20 protein-coding genes are annotated in these 19045 nt (G+C 64.4%); 17 read left to right on the forward strand and 3 right to left on the reverse strand.

The window, feature by feature from the left end; translation table 11 throughout:
• Positions 1–46 precede the first annotated feature (46 nt).
• From ACFVSI_RS21185 to ACFVSI_RS21205, 5 genes are read left to right on the forward strand one after another with little or no spacing between them, the layout of a single operon-like run.
• Positions 47–397 carry a metalloregulator ArsR/SmtB family transcription factor gene (locus tag ACFVSI_RS21185; RefSeq protein ID WP_387828196.1) on the forward strand — a complete coding sequence of 117 codons (351 nt, stop codon included), beginning with the start codon at positions 47–49 and terminating at the stop codon, positions 395–397.
• Positions 394–1104 carry an aquaporin gene (locus tag ACFVSI_RS21190; RefSeq protein WP_387828198.1) on the forward strand — a complete coding sequence of 237 codons (711 nt, stop codon included), beginning with the start codon at positions 394–396 and terminating at the stop codon, positions 1102–1104. The genes ACFVSI_RS21185 and ACFVSI_RS21190 overlap by 4 nt, the downstream gene beginning before the upstream one ends.
• Positions 1101–1517: an arsenate reductase ArsC gene (locus ACFVSI_RS21195; RefSeq protein ID WP_387828201.1), complete on the forward strand. Its 417-nt coding sequence runs from the start codon at positions 1101–1103 to the stop codon at positions 1515–1517. Before ACFVSI_RS21190 ends, ACFVSI_RS21195 begins: the two co-directional genes overlap by 4 nt.
• A complete protein-coding gene (locus ACFVSI_RS21200) occupies positions 1514–2878 on the forward strand; it encodes an FAD-dependent oxidoreductase (RefSeq protein WP_387828204.1) in 1365 nt (454 codons plus the stop codon). Before ACFVSI_RS21195 ends, ACFVSI_RS21200 begins: the two co-directional genes overlap by 4 nt.
• Complete coding sequence (locus ACFVSI_RS21205; protein ID WP_387828207.1) at positions 2875–3414, forward strand: GNAT family N-acetyltransferase; 540 nt, start codon at positions 2875–2877, stop codon at positions 3412–3414. Before ACFVSI_RS21200 ends, ACFVSI_RS21205 begins: the two co-directional genes overlap by 4 nt.
• Here the strand turns inward: ACFVSI_RS21205 and ACFVSI_RS21210 are convergent.
• Positions 3411–4877, reverse strand: a complete 1467-nt coding sequence (locus ACFVSI_RS21210) for a sugar porter family MFS transporter (protein ID WP_387828210.1) — start codon at positions 4875–4877, stop codon at positions 3411–3413. The genes ACFVSI_RS21205 and ACFVSI_RS21210 overlap by 4 nt on opposite strands.
• Positions 4878–5014: 137 nt before the next feature.
• Here ACFVSI_RS21210 and ACFVSI_RS21215 point away from each other — a divergent pair, with 137 nt between their 5' ends.
• Positions 5015–6025, forward strand: a complete 1011-nt coding sequence (locus tag ACFVSI_RS21215; protein ID WP_387828213.1) for a LacI family DNA-binding transcriptional regulator — start codon at positions 5015–5017, stop codon at positions 6023–6025.
• Here the strand turns inward: ACFVSI_RS21215 and ACFVSI_RS21220 are convergent.
• Positions 6022–6453: a LexA family protein gene (locus ACFVSI_RS21220; RefSeq protein WP_387828216.1), complete on the reverse strand. Its 432-nt coding sequence runs from the start codon at positions 6451–6453 to the stop codon at positions 6022–6024. The two genes, ACFVSI_RS21215 and ACFVSI_RS21220, sit on opposite strands and share 4 nt — an antisense overlap.
• Positions 6454–6623: 170 nt before the next feature.
• On the reverse strand, positions 6624–7217 hold the full coding sequence (locus ACFVSI_RS21225) for a dihydrofolate reductase family protein (protein ID WP_387828219.1): 594 nt from the start codon (positions 7215–7217) through the stop codon (positions 6624–6626).
• A 113-nt stretch (positions 7218–7330) separates the two neighbouring features.
• Between ACFVSI_RS21225 and ACFVSI_RS21230 the strand changes: the two genes are divergently transcribed.
• The 11 genes from ACFVSI_RS21230 to ACFVSI_RS21280 all read left to right on the forward strand — a co-directional run bounded on the left by ACFVSI_RS21230 (position 7331) and on the right by ACFVSI_RS21280 (position 18978).
• Positions 7331–7762: a hypothetical protein gene (locus ACFVSI_RS21230; protein ID WP_387828222.1), complete on the forward strand. Its 432-nt coding sequence runs from the start codon at positions 7331–7333 to the stop codon at positions 7760–7762.
• A 150-nt stretch (positions 7763–7912) separates the two neighbouring features.
• Positions 7913–10597, forward strand: a complete 2685-nt coding sequence (locus ACFVSI_RS21235) for a GMC oxidoreductase (RefSeq protein WP_387828224.1) — start codon at positions 7913–7915, stop codon at positions 10595–10597.
• Positions 10594–12585, forward strand: a complete 1992-nt coding sequence (locus ACFVSI_RS21240) for a hypothetical protein (protein ID WP_387828227.1) — start codon at positions 10594–10596, stop codon at positions 12583–12585. Before ACFVSI_RS21235 ends, ACFVSI_RS21240 begins: the two co-directional genes overlap by 4 nt.
• Positions 12582–13655 carry an alpha/beta fold hydrolase gene (locus ACFVSI_RS21245; RefSeq protein ID WP_387828230.1) on the forward strand — a complete coding sequence of 358 codons (1074 nt, stop codon included), beginning with the start codon at positions 12582–12584 and terminating at the stop codon, positions 13653–13655. The genes ACFVSI_RS21240 and ACFVSI_RS21245 overlap by 4 nt, the downstream gene beginning before the upstream one ends.
• Positions 13652–14623, forward strand: coding sequence for an acetoacetate decarboxylase family protein (locus ACFVSI_RS21250; protein ID WP_387828233.1), 972 nt, complete (start codon positions 13652–13654; stop codon positions 14621–14623). Before ACFVSI_RS21245 ends, ACFVSI_RS21250 begins: the two co-directional genes overlap by 4 nt.
• Positions 14620–15102, forward strand: coding sequence for a hypothetical protein (locus tag ACFVSI_RS21255; RefSeq protein ID WP_387828235.1), 483 nt, complete (start codon positions 14620–14622; stop codon positions 15100–15102). Before ACFVSI_RS21250 ends, ACFVSI_RS21255 begins: the two co-directional genes overlap by 4 nt.
• Positions 15099–15503: a hypothetical protein gene (locus tag ACFVSI_RS21260; RefSeq protein ID WP_387828237.1), complete on the forward strand. Its 405-nt coding sequence runs from the start codon at positions 15099–15101 to the stop codon at positions 15501–15503. Before ACFVSI_RS21255 ends, ACFVSI_RS21260 begins: the two co-directional genes overlap by 4 nt.
• Positions 15500–16843, forward strand: a complete 1344-nt coding sequence (locus ACFVSI_RS21265) for a patatin-like phospholipase family protein (protein WP_387828240.1) — start codon at positions 15500–15502, stop codon at positions 16841–16843. The genes ACFVSI_RS21260 and ACFVSI_RS21265 overlap by 4 nt, the downstream gene beginning before the upstream one ends.
• A gap of 160 nt (positions 16844–17003) precedes the next feature.
• Entirely contained in the window at positions 17004–17867 is an 864-nt protein-coding gene (locus ACFVSI_RS21270; protein ID WP_387828243.1) for an FAD-dependent oxidoreductase, read from the forward strand.
• A gap of 138 nt (positions 17868–18005) precedes the next feature.
• Entirely contained in the window at positions 18006–18698 is a 693-nt protein-coding gene (deoC, locus tag ACFVSI_RS21275; RefSeq protein ID WP_387828246.1) for a deoxyribose-phosphate aldolase, read from the forward strand.
• 52 nt (positions 18699–18750) lie between these two features.
• Positions 18751–18978, forward strand: a complete 228-nt coding sequence (locus ACFVSI_RS21280) for a hypothetical protein (RefSeq protein WP_387828249.1) — start codon at positions 18751–18753, stop codon at positions 18976–18978.
• Positions 18979–19045: the final 67 nt, after the last annotated feature.

Genomic DNA, 19045 nt, shown 5'->3' on the forward strand with positions numbered 1-19045 from the left:
AGGGCTTGCTTAACATATTGATGAGTGTAAATATTTACCTGTGTCTATGTCCTTGGAATTGACCCCGGTCCAGACCGTTGCCTGCTGCTCGCCGCTGGCGCGCGAGCCATTGTCGGAGAAAGAAGCCGACGGCGTTGCGCCGTTGTTGAAGGCATTGGCGGATCCCGTCCGGTTGCGGCTGATGTCTTTGGTTGCCTCTCATGAGGGCGGGGAAGCGTGCGTCTGCGACCTGAACGATGCCTTCGAGTTATCTCAGCCGACCATCAGCCACCACTTGAAGGTGCTGCACGACGTTGGTTTGCTCGACCGGGAAAAGCGCGGAGTCTGGGTCTACTACAAGGCCCGCACCGAAGCCCTGCAGAACCTGGCAGCCTTGATCGGCGGACAGGCGCAGTGAACCCCTTGCTCCTGCGCCGGGCGGCTGCGGAATTCCTCGGCACCTGCCTCTTGGTCGCTGCGGTGGTTGGCTCCGGAGTGATGGCCTCCCGGCTGTCACCGAACGACGTCGGGCTGCAACTGCTGCAGAACAGCCTCGCCACTGGCGCGGCTTTGGTCGCGTTGATCGTTGCCCTGCAGCCGGTCTCAGCCTCCTTTAACCCGGTGGTCACCCTGGTTGAACGGGTCCTTCGAATAATCGACACCCGGACTGCCGCCCTTTTGGTTGCGGCTCAGGTGGTGGGTGGATTGGCCGGCTCCGTCGTGGCGAACCTGATGTTCGATCTGGCTCCGGTCACGTTGTCCACCCGCGAACGCACCGGTCCTGGTCTTTGGCTGGCAGAGGTCATAGCTACGGCAGGGCTGCTGGTCATCGTGTTTGGAACCATCCGTTCCGGACGCCCCGACCGGGTGGCTATCGCCGTCGGGGGTTACATCGCCGCCGCGTATTGGTTCACGTCCTCCACAAGCTTCGCCAACCCCGCGGTCACGATCGCCCGAACCATCACAGACACCTTCGCGGGGATCACTCCCGCCTCCGCACCGGGTTTCATCGCTGCCCAACTGGTCGGCGGTGCCCTCGGGCTTTTCCTCGTCCGGCTCCTCTATCCCCAAACCACTGATGTTTCCGCAGCTGATGCCGCGGCTGATCGAAAGGTGCTCTCATGAGCGTCAAACCCTCTGTCCTTTTCGTCTGCGTCCACAACGCCGGACGGTCCCAAATGGCCGCTGCATTCCTGACCACCCTGGGAAGGGGCGCGATCGAGGTACGCTCAGCTGGATCCCAACCCGCCGATCAGGTCAACCCAGCAGCGGTTGAGGCCATGGCCGAGATCGGGATCGACATGTCCGCCGAAATCCCCAAGATTCTCACCACCGAGGCCGTCAAGGATTCCGACGTCGTGATCACCATGGGCTGCGGGGACGAATGCCCTTACTTCCCGGGTAAACGCTACGAAGACTGGGTCCTGGAAGACCCCGCAGGCAAAGGCGTCGACTCCGTCCGACCCATCCGTGACGAGATCAAAACCCGGGTCGAGGCCCTGATTGCCTCCCTCACGCCGGCAGAAGCCCAGCAATGACCGGGCACGATTCCCTGCCCGTCGCGGTGATCGGGGCCGGACCGGTCGGCCTGGCCGCGGCCGCACACCTGCTTGAACGCGGACTCGAACCTCTTGTGATCGAGGCCGGGCCCACCGTTGGCTCCGCCATCAAAAGTTGGGGCCATGTTCGAGTCTTCTCCACCTGGAAATATAACCTCGACTCTGCTGCCGTCCGCCTGCTCCAGCGAACGGGCTGGAAAGCACCCCGCCCGACCGCACTGCCCTACGGCCAGGAAATCCTCACCCAATATCTTGAACCTTTGGCCGCAACCCACGAACTCAGGCAGAGGATCCGCACCGGATCCAAGGTCGTTGCCGTGACCCGGCAGGGGATGGATAAAGGCCGCAGCCAAGGCCGCGACCAGACACCCTTCGTCCTGCAGGTTCAGGACGACGACGGCCAGACCACCGAGGTTCTGGCGCGGGCCGTCATCGATGCCTCCGGAACGTGGAACACCCCCGCACCGCTTGGCTGCAACGGCCTCCCGGTACCAGGGGAATCCGAGGCGCGGGCCGCCGGTACCATCACCGGAGCTCTACCCGATGTCGCCCAGGATGGTTTCGCCGGCCACCGGACTCTCGTCATCGGGTCCGGGCACTCGGCCGCGAACATGGTCCTGGACCTCGCTCGCCTTGCTCGCACCAATCCCGGCACCAAAGTCGTCTGGGCCATCCGCGCCGCTACCCCGGCCAGGGCTTACGGCGGCGGCAACGTCGATGAACTCCCCGCGCGCGGCCAGCTCGGCACCCGCCTGCGCACCGCCGTCGAGTCTGGCGCCGTCCAGCTCCTGACCGACTTCCGCACCCAAAGCGTCGAAACCGCCGACACTGGCGTGATTGTCCACGCAACTGACGGCCGGACGGTGGAGGTGGACCGGGTCATCCCGGCCACCGGCTTCCGCCCGGACCTGGGCATCCTTGCCGAACTGCGGCTGGACCTGGACCCGGCAGTAGACGCCCCCAAAGCGCTGGGACCATTGATTGACCCGGACTTCCATAGCTGCGGCACCGTCCCAGCGCATGGCGCGCGGATCCTGGCCCACCCCGAGAAGGACTTTTACCTGGCAGGAATGAAGTCCTACGGCCGGGCACCGACCTTCCTCATGGCCACCGGCTACGAACAAGTCCGCTCCATTGCGGCCGCCCTCGCCGGAGACACAGCAGCAGCCGACGCGCTGGAACTGGAACTGCCCGAAACAGGGGTCTGCTCCACCAGCCTTCCCGCAGATGCGGCTATCGCCGCTGACGCGTGCTGTGGATCCCCGCAACCTGTCCCGGTCACGATTGGCTTCGCCACCGGGCTGGTCCACGGCCGCAGCGGGGAACCAGCCGCACCATGACCGGTACCAACCACCTGCTGATCCGCCAGATGGAGCACGCCGACTGGCCGGCGGTCGAGGCGATCTGGGCCGCGGGCATCGCTACAGGCCATTCCACCTTCGAACCCTCACCGCCTGGCTGGGAAGACTTCGACGCTACCCGCCACCCCCAGCTGCGCCTCGTTGCCGAACACCGCGGCTTCATCGTGGGCTGGGTCGCCGCGTCACCGATGTCCTCAAGGACGGTCTACCGCGGCGTCGTCGAACACTCCATCTACATCGCCCAGGAAGCCCGCGGCCGAGGCTACGGGGCCCAACTCCTCGACGCCTTCATCCGCAGGACCGAAGAGGAAGGGATATGGACCATCCAATCCACCATCTTCCCCGAGAACTCCGCCTCGATAGCCCTGCATCAACGATACGGTTTCACAGTCGTGGGAACCCGGGAACGCATCGGACTCATGAGCTATGGACCAGCAGCCGGATCCTGGAGGGACACCATCCTGCTCGAACGCCGCACCGAACAGGACCTCAACCGGAGGCAGACACGCAGCTAGGAACGTGCAGTGGAATCCTTCCGGTGCACCAAATAGATGGCGCCCGTGCTGACGTCTTCTTCGAGCGCTTCCAGAGTGCGCCCGCGGGTCTCCGGGACCTGGGTGTAGATGAATATGAGGGCCGCGATACCCACAACACCGAACAGGAAGAACGTCCCCGTAATCCCCACGCCGGCCACCAGGGTAGGAAAGAACAGGCCCAGCAGCGCGTTGGCAATCCAGAGGCAGAACACCGAAAGGCCGATGGCGAAACCGCGGACGTGAAGCGGGAAGATTTCGGACAGCATCACCCAAACGGCGATGTTCAGGAACGTCTGCATCGAGCCGACAAATGCCACCACCAGGAAAAGGATCACGAACGGTCGGGCCGCGTTTCCCACAGGAAGCAGGATTGAAGCGATGCCAATAAGGAAGTGGCACGCCGTGGTCAGCGTGAAGCCCAGAAGCAGTGTGGTTCGGCGGTTGACACGCTGCATCAAGGTCAGGGCGATCACGCCCCCAACCACCGCGATCACCCCGGGAGCGATATTGGCGACGAGCGCAGCATTGGAATCGAATCCGGCCTCTACCAGCACGGATTGACCGTAGTACATGATCGAATTGATGCCCGTCAGCTGCTGGGCCACACCGAGGCCAATGCCCACCAGGATGATGCGAAGAATCCATTTGTCCTTCAGTGCGCCCCACGAGGTTGCCTTGGAAGCCCGCTCCTCGTCGGCGAGGTGCTTGATGTCCGCCATTTCAGCCTCGGCCCGCTCCACCGACCGAATGGTCTTGAGGACTGCCAAGGCCTCTTCCCACCGTCCCTTGGAAATCAGCCAGCGGGGCGATTCGGGCATCCGGAGCATGCCAAAGAACAGAGCAATAGCGGGCAGAGCGGCGACTGCCAGCATGACGCGCCACACTCCCCCAAACTCTCCCCAGATGTTGCCGATGATGGCGTTGACCACAAAGGCAGCGAGCTGGCCGATGACAATCATGAGCTCGTTGCGCCCGGCCAGCGAACCGCGGATCTCGTAGGGCGCCAGCTCGGCCAGGAAGACCGGCACCACGGTGGACGCTCCGCCGACAGCCAGGCCGAGAATGACGCGCCCCAGGACCATGACTTCAAAGTTCGGCGCGAAGACGCAGGCGATGGTTCCAGCGAGGAAAAGCACCGCGAGCAGGAGGATGGATTTCCGGCGGCCCCAGGAATCCGACAGGCGCCCACCGCCCACGGCCCCCGCCGCTGCGCCGAACAGCAGTGAGCTGGTGACGATCCCCTCCGTCAGGGGCGTCAGCCCAAGGTCGGCTGTCATGGGCCGCAGGGCGCCGTTAATGACACCAGTGTCATAGCCGAACAACAGTCCGCCGAACGTGGCAACCAAAGCTACAAGGCCAAGGCGCTTTCGGTGCGGACCGTTGGTCAGCGGAGGAAGGGCAGCCCCGGGGGCGCCTTCCTGCTGCAATTGCGTTGCAGACATCAGGACTCCTTTGTCAGTGTGTTGCGGGTCATACATATCCGCTCTAAATCCAGACTAACGCGCGAAAGGCTTAAATGTAAGGTCAAACTAACAAACACCTCATTTTGTCCTTTCTGTGACATGGGAGGATGGAGGGCATGGCCGCCGACCGCCCGCACCGACCCGCAACGCAAAGTGATGTAGCCCGCGAAGTGGGTGTCTCCAGAACGCTGGTGTCATTCGCCTTCCGGGGAGCGCCAGGAGTCAGCGGTGAAACCAAGGAAGCCATCTTCGACGCCGCCAAGCGTCTGGGATACCGACCCAACGCGGCAGCCGCCGACCTGGCACGCAAGCACCGTTCCGCCGTCGGGCTTTACTTGATGGATATCCGAAACGAGGTATACGCCGACATCCTCAGCGGCGTGCGCATGGCCCTTCCGCAGGAAGGCAACCGGCTCATCCTGAGCGTATCCCGGTCCGTGGACGGCGTTGACCGGGGCGCGCTGGAGTCCCTCATAGAGGCCCGGGCGGGGATCATCATCGCTGCGACGCTGCTGGATCCGGACGAGCAAGTGCAGGAATTGGCGCGGATCGTGCCGCTGGTCAGCGTCACCCGGCCGGTGCCGGACGTTGACAGCGTGTACTCGGACGATGTCGTGGGTGCGCGGGCGGCCACCGAGCACCTCCTCGGCCTCGGGCACCGGCGCATCGCCCACATTGCGGGGCCCACTTACGACGGGCACACCGTCCGGCGACGCAGTTACCAAAAGACCATGCACGACGCCGGGCTGAAGCCCCTGACGCTGGCGGCCGAAGACTTCACCCAGGAAGCCGGGCAGCGGGCCGCCACCGCCCTTCTGGCGCAAGCGGACCGGCCGACGGCGATCTTCACCCACAACGATCAACTGGCACTGGGCGCCCGCGAAGCCGCCCACGCCCTGGGACTGTCCATTCCCGAGGACCTGTCGCTGGTGGGCTACGACAATTCGAGGATCGCCAAGCTGCACGGCATTGACCTCACCACCGTGGACCTGCACGCCGTTTCCCTGGGCCAGGCCGCGGGAGTGATCGCCTTGGAGCGGCTGAAGAATCCGGATTCCCCCGCAGCGGACCAAAAGCTGACGCCGGAACTGGTGATCCGCAGTTCGACAGCACCGCCGGCGGCCTAGACATGGTGCAGGCACGTCGTCGCTACGCCCCAGATGGTCAGTTCCGATAATGCGGCCACCTTGATGTCCGGGAAAGTGGGGTTGTCCGCCTGCAGCACCACACCCTGCGCGGTGATGCGCAACCGCTTGATAGTCAGCTCACCGTCCAAAACAGCGACGACGACGGACCCATCCTTGGGTTCCAACGCCCGGTTGACAATCAACTCGTCGCCGTCGCTGATCCCGGCAGCTTCCATGGACTGGCCGGTGACCCGCACCACGAAGGTGCTGGTGACGTCCTTGATCAGGTGCTCATTGAGGTCAATCCTGCCATCGAAGTAGTCCTGAGCCGGCGAGGGATACCCCGCCGCCACAGCCACGGGAGCCAGCAGCACCGACATCAAGGAAAAGCCCGCATCTATCACGCGGGGGCCGACTATCACGCCCACAACACACCTTTATTCGAATATATGTTCGATACTCGAGTGTACAGCGGTGGGCGGACATTCTGCAGCGGCTTCGGCGAGTTCGTGGGAACGCTGCGAGCTCGCAGGGAAGCTTCCGGCGAATTGGCAGTTTTCCCGCGAACTCGGCGTTCGCAGCCCCTGCTGGCAGTCCCCTAGCCCACCTTGTACCGCAGGTGCGAGACCAGGCTGGTTCCCCGAACCTCCAGGGGCTCAAGCTTCAAGTCCCCCACTCCATCCAGCAAGCGCTCGCCGCCGCCCAGAACCACCGGGGCGACGTGGAGCCGCAGCTCATCGATAAGCCCGGCTGACAGGAACTGTCTGGCGGTCGAAGCGCCGCCGGCTATGGCAACGTTCTTCCCGCCCGCAGCTTCCTTGGCGCGCGAGAGCACCGACTCGACGTCGTCATTGACGAAGTGGAACGTGGTGCCACCGTCCATCACCAGGGGCTCATGCTCGTGGGAGGTCAGCACGAAAACCGGGGCATGGTACGGCGGTTCTTCACCCCACCAGCCGCGCCATTCCTTCTCCCAGAGCCCTTCCCCTGGCCCGGCGAACATGTTCCGGCCCATGATGTACGCACCGGCTTCGAGTATCCCGGCCACCTCGGCCGCGTTGATGTCGCGTTCTTTGAACTGCCACCGGTGCAGTTTTTCTCCGCCTTCACCGAGCGGTTGCTCCATGCTCTGGTGCGGACCGGCAACAAAGCCGTCAAGGGACACAGTGAGATCACAGGTAACGAGGGTCATGGGCCCATCCTGCCATTGCCACGGGCGGCACGACCAGACCCGCCACACCCTAGGCGACGTGCCCGGCCGGTTCTACCCTGAAGCTGTCGGCACCCACGAAAAAGAAGGCGGTCATGGCACGGAATCCTGAACCTTCACTGGAACAGCTCAACGTCCTTGTTGGCGTCTGGGAGACCACCATTCCCACGGCACAAACACACGGCCGGACCTCCTTCGAGTGGCTGGAAGGTGGCGGTTTCCTGATCCAGCGCTCCACAGTCCAACGGCCGGAGTATCCCAACGCCGTCAGCATCATCGGTGCCACCGGCTCAGACGGGGCCTTCCAGCAGCACTACTTCGACTCCCGCGGCGTCGCCCGGATCTACGACATGACACTGAAGGACAACGTGTGGACACTCTTCAGGGACGGACCGGACTGGCCGCAGCGGTTCATTGGCCGGTTCAGCGAAGACAGGAACACCATCACAGCCCGCCTGGAGCGCGGAACGTACCCGGGTGGACCGCTGGAGCACGATTTCGACATGGTGTACGCACGGATCCTTTGACAGCCGGGCAAAACAGCATTAGTCCACCTCATTTACAGATCCACTGCCCGGTGGGAACATAAGGCCCATAGTCCGCGGAGGCAACGCCCGGCCACGCCCGGCACCCTCTGCCGCTGCCATGTAGTCAGCTCTCCTCTGAGAGGAACGGCCATGGGTCGTCTGGGGACCGGGAACAGTGGGGATGCGGGTCCTGAATCCGCTGATGATCCACGACGCCACAGCCCGCACAGCATCGAGAAGGTGGATGCGGTGGTTGTGGGATCGGGTTTTGGCGGCTCGGTAGCGGCCTTGCGGCTCGCCGAAGCCGGTCAGTCCGTGGTGTTGATGGAACGCGGCAAACCCTACCCGCCGGGGAGTTTTGCCCGAACGCCGTCGGAGATGGGCAAGAACTTCTGGGACCCGGACCGCGGCTTGTACGGCCTGTTCGATGCGTGGACCTTCCGCGGAACCGAGGGGCTGGTCTCCAGCGGACTTGGAGGGGGCTCGCTCATCTACGCCAACGTGCTCCTGCGCAAGGACGAGAAGTGGTTCGTCAACGAATCCCCGGTCCCGGGAGGCGGATACGAGAATTGGCCGTTTACCAGGGCAGACCTTGATCCCTTCTACGATGCCGCCGAAGCCATGCTGCAGCCTGTCCCCTACCCGTACCAGGACACGGCCAAGACCATGGCAATGGAGAAGACAGCGGCAAACCTGGGCCTTTCCATCACCCGGCCACCCATCGCTGTCACCTTCTCCAGCGGACCGGGCGCAGCACCCCGCACCAACCAAGCACTCCCTCTCCCCCACTACGGCAGCATCCACGGCCCCAACACCGTGCGGACCACCTGCACCCTGGGCGGTGAATGCGACATCGGCTGCAACGCCGGCGCCAAGAACACCCTTGACCACAACTACCTGTCGGCAGCGGCCTTCAAGGGCGCTGACATTCGCACGTTCCACGATGTCCGGGGAATCCGCCCTTTGGCTCCCGGCACGGAAGGCGGTGGCTACGAGGTCCGCTACGTCATCCACCACCCCGATAACCAGGGCGGGCTGCTCACCGAGCACATCATCCACTGCCGCCGGCTCGTTCTGGGTGCGGGCACGTTCGGGACCAACTTCCTGCTGCTCCGCAACCATGGCTCCCTCCCGGCCCTCAGCGACGCCCTCGGTACCCGGTTCAGCGGCAACGGCGACCTCCTGACCTTCATCATGGACGCCAAGACACCCGCCACCAACGGCTCCCGCCCCGGCGTCCGGACCCTCACCGGCAGCAAGGGACCGGTCATCACCACCGCTGTCAGAGTCCCGGATTCGAACGACGACGACGGCGACGGCCGCGGCTACTACGTGGAGGATGCCGGGTATCCGGCCTTCATGAACTGGCTGATCGAAACGGCCCAGCTGAAGACCGCCGTCAAACGGACGGCCAAAGTGGCGGCCCAGCTTTTCAAAGACAGGCTGTTCGACGCCGGCCGGTCCAACGTCTCGGCGGACCTCGCCGCTGCGCTGGGTGACGGGCGGTTATCGGCCAGTTCCGTGCCCTTGCTGGGTATGGGCCGGGACATACCCGACGGCGTCATGACACTTCGCGACGGAAGGCTCGCCATCGCCTGGACCATGGCAACGTCCAAGGAGTACTTCGGGCGGGTCCGGCAGACAATGTCGGAGATCGCCAAGGACCTGGACGGCGACTTCATCGACAATCCGCTGTGGTGGGCCAAACGCGTGATCACCGTGCATCCGATCGGTGGGGCACCTGCCGGAAGGCACCCCGCCGAGGCCGTGTGTGATTCGTACGGGGAAGTCTTTGGTTACCCAGGATTGTTCGTGGTCGATGGCGCTGCCATGCCCGGACCGGTGGGCGCCAACCCGTCACTGACCATCGCCGCTTTCGCCGAACGGGCCAGCGCCCACATCGTCGAAGCGGGCAACAAGGCCCGCCACCGCGGCATCAGCCCCGGCGACGCGGCCGCGGCCCAGGACACAACGCAAGCGGCAGCGCAGGACACAATCCAGCGGGAGGCGGCTGGCGCCGCCGTCGACGTCGGCAGTATGGCACCGCGGTCGCTGGCACCCGATGCCACCAAAGGCAAGGCGGCTCGGCCCGAACAACCCGCGAGCGCCCCTGCCCAGGCACAGGCGCAGGCGCAGTCGGCGGGTACGCGTGGCCTGCAAATGCCCGGCAGGGCGGCAACGGAAGCTACCTCGGTCCGCTTCACCGAGCAGATGCACGGTTGGTTCAGCCCGGGCGTCACGGATCCGGAGAAGGGCAGGAGCCTGGGCAGGGACAGGTCCCGGAAGATCATGTTCGAACTGACCATTACCGCGGAGGACATTGACGCGTTCGCGGCAGATCCCCGGCACCCGGCCAAGGCGGAGGGGTACGTACTGGCGGACTACTTCGGGGGCCGGATGCCTGTGGAACGGGGCTGGTTCAACCTGTTCGTCGAAGACCGGTCCGACGACGGCAGGCCGGCCAGGCGCATGCTGTACCGGTTGTGGTTGCGGGACCCGGGCGGCACTCCGCTTACGTTCACCGGCCACAAACTCATCCACAATGAGGCCGGTTTCGACCTCTGGCCGGACACCACAACACTTTACGCAACGATTCTGCAGGGCCACGCCCCGCCGGACGTCGAGGTGGGAGGAAGCCAGGACGGTGTCGTCGGTGCGGGGATACTGTTCATCCGCCCACTGGACTTCGCCAAGCAAATGACCACCTTCCGGGCAGAGGGTCCTGCCCCCGCCGCGGGCTTGCTGACGTTCGGGACGTTGTTTGGCGGCGAGCTGTGGCAGGTTTACGGCCGGGTACCCAGGCGCGTGCCCTTCCCCTTCAAGCCGAAGCAATGAAGAGCAGGGAGCTCGCCCAACACCACGCCGTCCTGGGTTTCACTCCCAGACCGGCGGTACGGTGGCTCGCGCCGAAGTCGTTGGCACGCACTGCGCTGAAGGTCATGGCCGCAACCGTGTTCGCCGATTTCGGTGACAAACGCGAGTTGGAAGGCAGTTTTCCCGCTGACCAGCTGAGCCTGGACAAACTGCCTGCTCCTGGCCAACCGGCCCAGCCTGCGGTCATCGCGCGCGGCCTGCCGGCTCCCGCTGATCTTGAAAGGGGCTCGGAAAGGCGCTCCGAGCTGTGGCTCGATTTCACTGCCGACCTTGGGGACGGCTTCGATGCCACCTATACGGTTGCCTCCTTGCTGGCGCAGGACGCGCTCACTGTCCACGGCCTGGACCTGCCCAGGGGCCACCTCCTGGTCCTGGGCGGCGACGAGGTGTACCCCGTGGCGTCCCCAGCCGGATATGAGGACCGGATGGTGGGGCCCTACCGGATGGCGTTGCCTGCACACGGGCCACTCACCGAAGCGCCGGTCATGCTGGCACTGCCCGGCAACCACGACTGGTATGACGGCCTGACGTCGTTCATCCGGATCTTCACGCGGAACCGGAGCATCGGCAGATGGCGGACCATCCAGACGCGCAGCTACTTCGCCCTGCGGCTCACGGGCGAAGCTCCCCGCCCGGACCATCGCGGCGCCCCAGGATGGTGGCTGCTGGGCCTGGACAGTCAACTGGGCCAGTACATTGACGAGCCGCAACTTGAGTACTTCTACCGGAATGTCACCTCGCAACTGCAGCCAGGGGACGCGATCATCCTGTGCGTAGCTTCGCCCTTCTGGGTCAAAGGGAGCGCAGGGTTCCGGCAAGTCGGCTTCTTTGAGCAGGACTATCTGCACCGCCGCTTCAACCCGGAGACGCAGCTGTTTGAAGCAACGGGGGCCAGTGTCCGGCTCTGGCTTACCGGCGATCTCCACCACTACTCGCGCTATGAAGATGACTCTCCAGGCACACACGCCAAAACGCAGCTCATCACGTGCGGACTTGGTGGCGCGTACTTGTCGGACGCCCACTGGTTGCCGAAGGAGCTCCACCTCCCGGCCGCCGCAGGCACGGGCGCCTCCCCCAGTGTCCCGCCACCAGGCAACCAGCAGTCTCCAACCCGCCGCTTCACCCGGACACGCACCATCTATCCGGACCAGTCAGCGTCGCACCGCCTCGGCCCTCGCCTGGCCAATCCCTTCTCCCCTTCCTGGCTACCGGTGCGCAACCCGGGCTTCGGACTGTCCATGGGAGTGGTTCACGTTGTTGCGGCGCTCACTGCCTGGACCGTGTTCAGCGCCTTCAGCGGCACATCCTTCATCGATGGCCTCCGCACGCTCAGCCACGGCAACACCCCGCTCCTGGTGTCCGTTGTGCTCCTCGCCATGCCGGTGCTTCTGGCCGTGACCACCTTTGCAGCGAATATCCTGCACCTGACCACTGCCGGGATCACCGTTTTTGCCCGGGGAGCGCTCTGCCAGCTGTCGGCGCTCGCGGTGAGTGCCGCCGTCGTGATCCTGGTTCCCTGGCCCGGTACCTGGCCGGACTTCGTGGTGGTGCTGCTGGCACTGGCCCTGGTGTATGTGGGCGGCTGGGTGCTGGGAAGTGAGGCGTTCGCGCTGTTCATCCTTGCGACGCCCAGCGGCGAAGTGTCCACCTGGAAGATGTCCGGCCAGGCCATCGAGGACCACAAAGGCTTCGTCCGTCTCCACCTCGCCGCGGACGGCAGGCTGACCGTCTACCCCCTGGCGGTGGACACCATTTGCCGTGACTGGCGGCTGGAGATGGACGACGACGGCGCGCGGCTGGTTCCCGAGGCCGGCTTGCCTGCCGTGCGACTGCTTGAAGAACCCATCACCATCGCACAGGGCGTCAGCCATGCACAGGCCGTCAGCGATGCACAGGCCGTCAGCAATGCACATGCCATCAGCAATGCACAGGAGGGAAGCCCGCCATGATCATCACCCGTGCCGAGCACCGGACGGAGGTCATCCCGTTCCGTGCCCGGGACAACACTCCCTTGAGCCTGGTCCACGTGACATCGCCCGCGGAAACCACCAAAGGCCCCGTGCTCCTGGTCCATGGTTCCGGGGTCCGTGCCGAGCTCTTCAGGCCTCCGATCCGGACCACGCTGGTCGATGTCCTCCTGGAAGATGGCTGGGACGTGTGGATGCTCAATTGGCGGGCCTCCATCGACCTCGATCCCCTGTCCTGGACCCTTGCCGACGCCGCCGTGTACGACCATCCGGCCGCCGTCGAGCATGTCCTGAACGCTACTGGCGCGGAGACGATGAAGGCTCTGATCCACTGCCAGGGGTCGACGTCGTTCACCATGGCCGCCGTCGCCGGGCTGTTGCCGCAGGTGGACACGATTGTCTCCAACGCGGTTTCGCTCCACCCGGTGGTGCCGGCCTTCTCACGCCTGAAGATCGACTACCTGACGCCTGTGGTGAAAGTCTTCACCCCGTATCTGTCCCCCGCATGGGGCTACAAATCGCAGGGCTACTTCACCCGGGCCATCCGCGGCCTGGTCAAAGCCACCCACCACGAGTGCGACAACACCGTCTGCAAGATGGTCAGTTTTACCTACGGCAGCGGCCGTCCCGCCCTCTGGTCGCACGAAAACCTCGACGACGCCACGCACCAGTGGCTCAGCGGCGAGTTCGCGGAGGTGCCGGTGACGTTCTTCGAAGAAATGGGCCGGAGCATCAAGGCCGGGCACATGGTGGCCGCCGGAAACCACCCCCAACTCCCGGCGAACCTCGTGGCGGAAGCTCCGCAAACAGACGCCCGCTTCGCGTTCATCGCGGGCCTGGACAACCGCTGTTTCCTCCCCGAGAGCCAGCAACGCAGCTACGACTTCTTCCAAAAACACCGCCCCGGCAAAGACTCACTCCATCTCATCCCGGGCTACGGACACCTCGATGTCTTCTTTGGCGAGCGCGCCTGGCAGGACACGTTCCCCGTCATCGTCCAGGAGCTGAACGGAACCCAACAGACGGGCACACACCAGGAGCCAACGCCATGAAGAACCTCACCCAACTTCTCACTCCCCTGCTCAAGCTCATGCCCTCGCCGGTTCCCCGCAGGCAGGAACAGCTCCGTGGCCAGCATGCCTTCGCCGACGGAATCAAGTACGTCATGCCGGTCAATTCCGATGATTCCCCGGTGTTGATGGCAGCCTTCCCCATCAACAAACGCGCGGCCGCGGCGGTCCTGCCCGGCGCTGAAATGAGGCCCTTCAGCCTGGGCGGCAAAGGCCTGCTGGTGGTGACCGTGGTCAACTACAAGTCCACGGACATCGGCAAATACATCGAGTACTCCCTGGCCATCGCCATCACCCATGGCAGCAGGCCTGCCCCGCCCCTCCTGCCGTTGCTGTTCCAAAAGACCTTCAAGCTGGGACAGTTCGTGGTGGACCTGCCCGTCAGCACGGAAATCTCCGTCAAAGGCGGCAAGGGGATCTGGGGCATGCCCAAACACCAGGCCAACCTGGACTTCGTGGTCACCGACTCCACCGTGTCCGCACAGTACGACCACGACGGCCAACTGGGCTGCTACATCGAAATCGAGCGGCCCGAGCCCTTGGGACTGCCCCTGAAACTGGCCGCATCCAACTACTGCGCCTTCCGGAACATGCTGTGGAAATCCGACATCTACTTCGAGGCCACAGGAGACATCGCCTTTGGGGCACAAGCCAAGGCGCGCCTCATCCTGGGTGACGTACCCGGCGTCGAGCCCCTGAAAAGATTGCAGGTCGATAACAAACCGGTCTTCACCGCCTGGCTGCCGCAAGCGCACGGCGTACTGGATGACCACTACGAAGCATGGTTCCTCACTGCCCCCACCCAGCTGGAGGCGGTGGCACTTCGAGGCGGCGACATGCTGGACAGTGTGACGGACCTAGGGCAAGGGCAGGAGTGGTTGGCTCCCCCGGACCGGAGCCGGGTACCAGGGGCCGTGCCGGGCCTGGAACCAGGCGGAGACAAGCGATGAACTGGCTCCTGCTGATCAATGCCCTCTATTTCCTGTTCGGCGCCACCATGTACGTCGGCACCATGTGGGTCCTCAAGTTCTTCCTCTACCCCACCTGGCGTTCACTGGCCCGCGACAACGTGGACATGCACTTTGGCATCCCCACCAGGGCCGCCACCAAGTTCTTCACCATCGTGGTACCCGTCATGTTCATCTCCGGCGGCATCCTGGTGTGGTCCGAATGGGGTACTGTCCGGGTCATCTTCGCCATCATCTGCCTGGTGGGGATCATTACGCTCACCATCGTGGGCCAAGGCCTCATCATCCCCATCAACGTGCGGATCCGGGGCGGCGACTTCACTGACGACGCCGAACTCCGGTCGCTGCTTCAACGGTGGATGCTGCTCAACGACATCCGCTTCTATGTCTCCACCCTGACCTGGGCGTCGATGGTGTGGCTCCTCGTTGACCGCGGCCGCCTCCTGGAGTCCTTCACATGACTGATCCCCTTCGCGCGGTCCTCACCGCCATCGCCGGCATCACCGTCCTCAGTGGCGCAGTCCAAGTACCCTTCGGAGGGCCAATCCTCCGCTTGCTGGGCGCAGAGGACACCGCCACCAGCCGCCAACTCTTCGGCACAGTGGGCATGTTCATGGTGATCGTCGGCGGACTGCTCCTCCACACACTGCTCAGCGGTGCTCCCTCCCCTCTGGTGGTTCTCTGGTCCACGCTCCAGAAAGCCGGGGCCTTCGGGGCGGTAGGCATCGGGGTACTGAACGGAGTCTTCGCCCCGGTTGCGCTGGGGGTCGCCTTCTTCGACCTCGCCACGGCGGTACTCCTGTTCATCTACTGGCGCAGGATCCGCATCCCGGCAACTGCCCCTGGGCTGGCCGGACGATGAAACGCTCCTTGGTCCTCGCCGGTGGCGGAATGCGCGTCGCCTGGCAGGCAGGCGTGGTCAAGGCGCTCGCCGAGGAAGGTCTCAAATTCCAGCACATCGACGGCACCTCCGGCGGCATCCTGACCGCTGGGATGATGCTCTCCGGCGTTTCCGCGGAGGACATGTGCCGACGCTGGTCCGTCGTGGACGTCAAGGATTTCAGTTCCGCCCTGCCCTTTGCTGATTACGTCAAAGGGCCATGGTCCTTGCCCGCACTGGGTGACGCCGACGGCATCCTGAACAAGATATTCCCGGCCCTCGGCATCAACGCAGAAACCATCCGTGACCGCGCCGCTGGACCGGATGCCGTCGAAGGTTCCTTCAACGTGGTGGAGTTCACCTCGAAACAGTGCCACGCGATTGACGCTGCCCACATTGACGCTGAGCTGATGGCGGCAGGGATGTCCTTGCCCATTTTCCTTGAACCGCTCCGCCGGGACGGGAAGATCTGGACCGATGCCGTATGGGTCAGGGACGCGAACGTGGAAGAGGCGTTGCGTCGGGGTGCACGGGAAGTCTGGTTGATCTGGTGCATCGGCAATTCCCCGTACTGGGGCGACGGCCCGCTGGAGCAGTACGTGCACATGATCGAGATGAGTGCCATGGGCGCCCTCCTGGCCGACTTTGGCGCCGCGGCTGCAGCAGGGCGGGATTTCGTGCTGCATGTGATCCGGCCGGAGCATCCCTTGCCGCTGGATCCCGAGTTCTATCTGGGTCGGATCGACGCCGACACACTGATCGGCATGGGGTACCGCGATGCCCGGGCGTACCTCGACGCGATGGACCCGGACGGTCTCGCAAAGGATGCCCGCTGCACCGCCATGACCGAACCCGCGCCGGGTGTCCGTTTCAACGACGAGTTGCATGGCGAACTCGACGGTCAACCGCTGAAGTTCCGGGCCGCCGTCGTCGTCCCCTCGGAACCCGGGGACGCAGCACCGCAGCTGAGCGGCTACCTTGACCACCGACAATTCGGCCGTGCCTTCCTGGCCGATGGCCGGGTTGAAGCGAACGGCGACGACCTCACCTACCGCGCCCGGGTCCGGCTGGACGGAAGCTGGCAGGACGTGGCCCTTACCCGCAGCCTGCATGACGACCCGGGTCCCGATGCGTGGTCGGACATCCGGACTGCCCGGCTGACGATCGGCGGGCACGCGGTGGAGCTCACCATGGGCCTGGGCGATGTGGCGGGCCTTCTGGCGTCCGTGGAACCCGTCGGCGCCCACGGCGTGAGTGAGCGCGCACAAGTGGTCGCCCGCTTCACGGCCAACGGATTCCGGGAGCTGCTGCGGCGGTACTGACGCAGCATGCACAGGGATGTGACGCACGTTATTACCGGTCGGTAAACGGCACGCTACGAACGCGCCAAAGATGGCAACAGCGGTGAAACACCCGCGAAAAACCGGCCCCCTACGCTGATCATCAACAGCACCAAACAGGTCATCAGCGAAAGGGCCCACCATGTCCTCCACTTCCCTTCACATCGTCATCGCCGGCGCCGGCCCCGCAGCCCAGGCACTGGTGCGGCGGCTGGCGGGCAGGACCGATAACCGTCAACAACCCTTCGCCGGTACCATCACCGTGCTCAGCAACCGCGATGACTGCCCCGATGCCCTCCTGGAACTGGCAGAACTGCCCCAGGTTTCCGTGCGCTTCGGCCAGGCCGCAAGTTTCATTGACGCCGGGGCCAAAACGGTCACCACTGTGGACGGCATGGAGTTCACCTACGACCAACTGGTCATCGCCACGGGATCGGCTCCGGCTCTCCCGCCCGTAGAAGGCGCCGACGCCGTGTTGAACTACTCCACCATTGACGACGCCGCCTCCATCGGTGAAGCCGTCAAGGACGTCACCCGTTCGGTCGGACGCCGTCCACTGGGGATCCTAGTCGGCAATGGTCCAGCAGCGGGCCAAGCCGAAGCAGTGCTCCGGGCACGCGGTGTCCGTCCGGTCCGGACCACCCTCCGCCCCACAGCCGTCATCTCCGATTCAGCGGGAGCCGGGCAGACACAACCCGCAGCCGGCATCGTCTTTGAGGACGGCAGCAGCATGAAGGGCGACCTCGTGGTTCTCGCAGAAGAACGCACCGCACGCAATGACCTGGCCGAAAGTGCCGGGCTCCAGACAGCGTTCGACGGCGGAATCGCCGTGGGGCGCGACCTCGCCACCTCGGTCCCTGGCATCTGGGCGATCGGCGATGCCGCGTCCTGCGACGGCCTGCGCTTGGGCCTGCTCCTGTCCGCTGAGTCTTCGGCGATGCTGTGTGCATCGGGCATGCTCCTGGGTTTGGCGGGAAGCGGGATCCCCACCGCCATGGCTGCCTAAGTGACGTCTGCCCGGGTCTGCCTGAGCACCCCGGGCAGGCCCGGGCAGACCCGCGCTGGTGTGGCAAGATGGTCCTTTGACGGGCAGTGACAACCCTGCGGCCACCGGGCCGGCCACGCCCTGCACGGAAGGATTCCATTGAGCAACGAAGCCGTCGCCCCTGCAAATATCGCCTCCTACATCGACCACACACTCTTGAAGCCGGAGGCCAGCGAGGCCGACATTCTCAAAGTATGCGCAGAGGCCGTCGAGTACCGGTTCAAATCCGTTTGTGTGAACCCTGTGTGGGTCAAAACCGTCACCAAAGCCCTCCGGGGCTCGGGAGTGCTGACGTGCTCGGTGATCGGCTTCCCGCTGGGGGCAACACCGACCGACGTCAAGAGCTTCGAGGCCCGAGGCGCCGTGCTCGATGGCGCCAACGAGATCGACATGGTGATCAACATGGCCTCGGCCCGCGCCAATGACAAGGGCGCTTTGGTGGATGACATCCGCGCCGTGGCAGAGACTGTCCACGCCGGCGAGGCCATCCTGAAAGTTATCATTGAGACCTCCATGCTCACCGACGAACAAAAAGTCATCGCCTGCGAAGCAGCCGTTGAGGCCGGCGCAGACTTCGTCAAGACCTCCACCGGATTCAACGGTGGCGGTGCCACTGTGGAAGATGTTGCCTTGATGCGCAAGACAGTTGGCCCGGAGCTCGGCGTCAAAGCCTCCGGCGGTGTGCGGTCCCTGGCCGACGCACAGGCTATGATTGCTGCTGGTGCAACACGTATCGGAGCGAGTTCCGGAATTGCCATTGTCACAGGTGAACAGGGTTCATCTGCCTACTAAGGCTTCCGCTGCTGCCATAGATTTTGAGCCCTGCGGGGCCGAGGAGGAATGAATGTCCAGGAACGCCACAAGTGCCCCCATTGAAAAAGAAAACAGCCTCGGCACGAGCATTGTCTTGTTCCTGATCATGATCGTGCTCTTCCTGGGTGCCATCTACTCGCTCTCTTTCCTGAGCCTTGACAACCCGTGGCCGATGGCCGTGTGCCTGGGCCTGTTCGCCCTTGCCTTCTGGATCCCCCAGACGATCCTCGGCCGCTCGGACTCCGCCGGCGAGAACTAGAAGCCTTAAAGCAACGCGGGGTCACTTACGGCCCATCATCCCCTTCGGGATGGGCCGTAAGTGACCC

This window comes from Paenarthrobacter sp. NPDC057981 (genome assembly GCF_042886835.1).
Classification (GTDB): Bacteria; Actinomycetota; Actinomycetes; order Actinomycetales; family Micrococcaceae; genus Arthrobacter.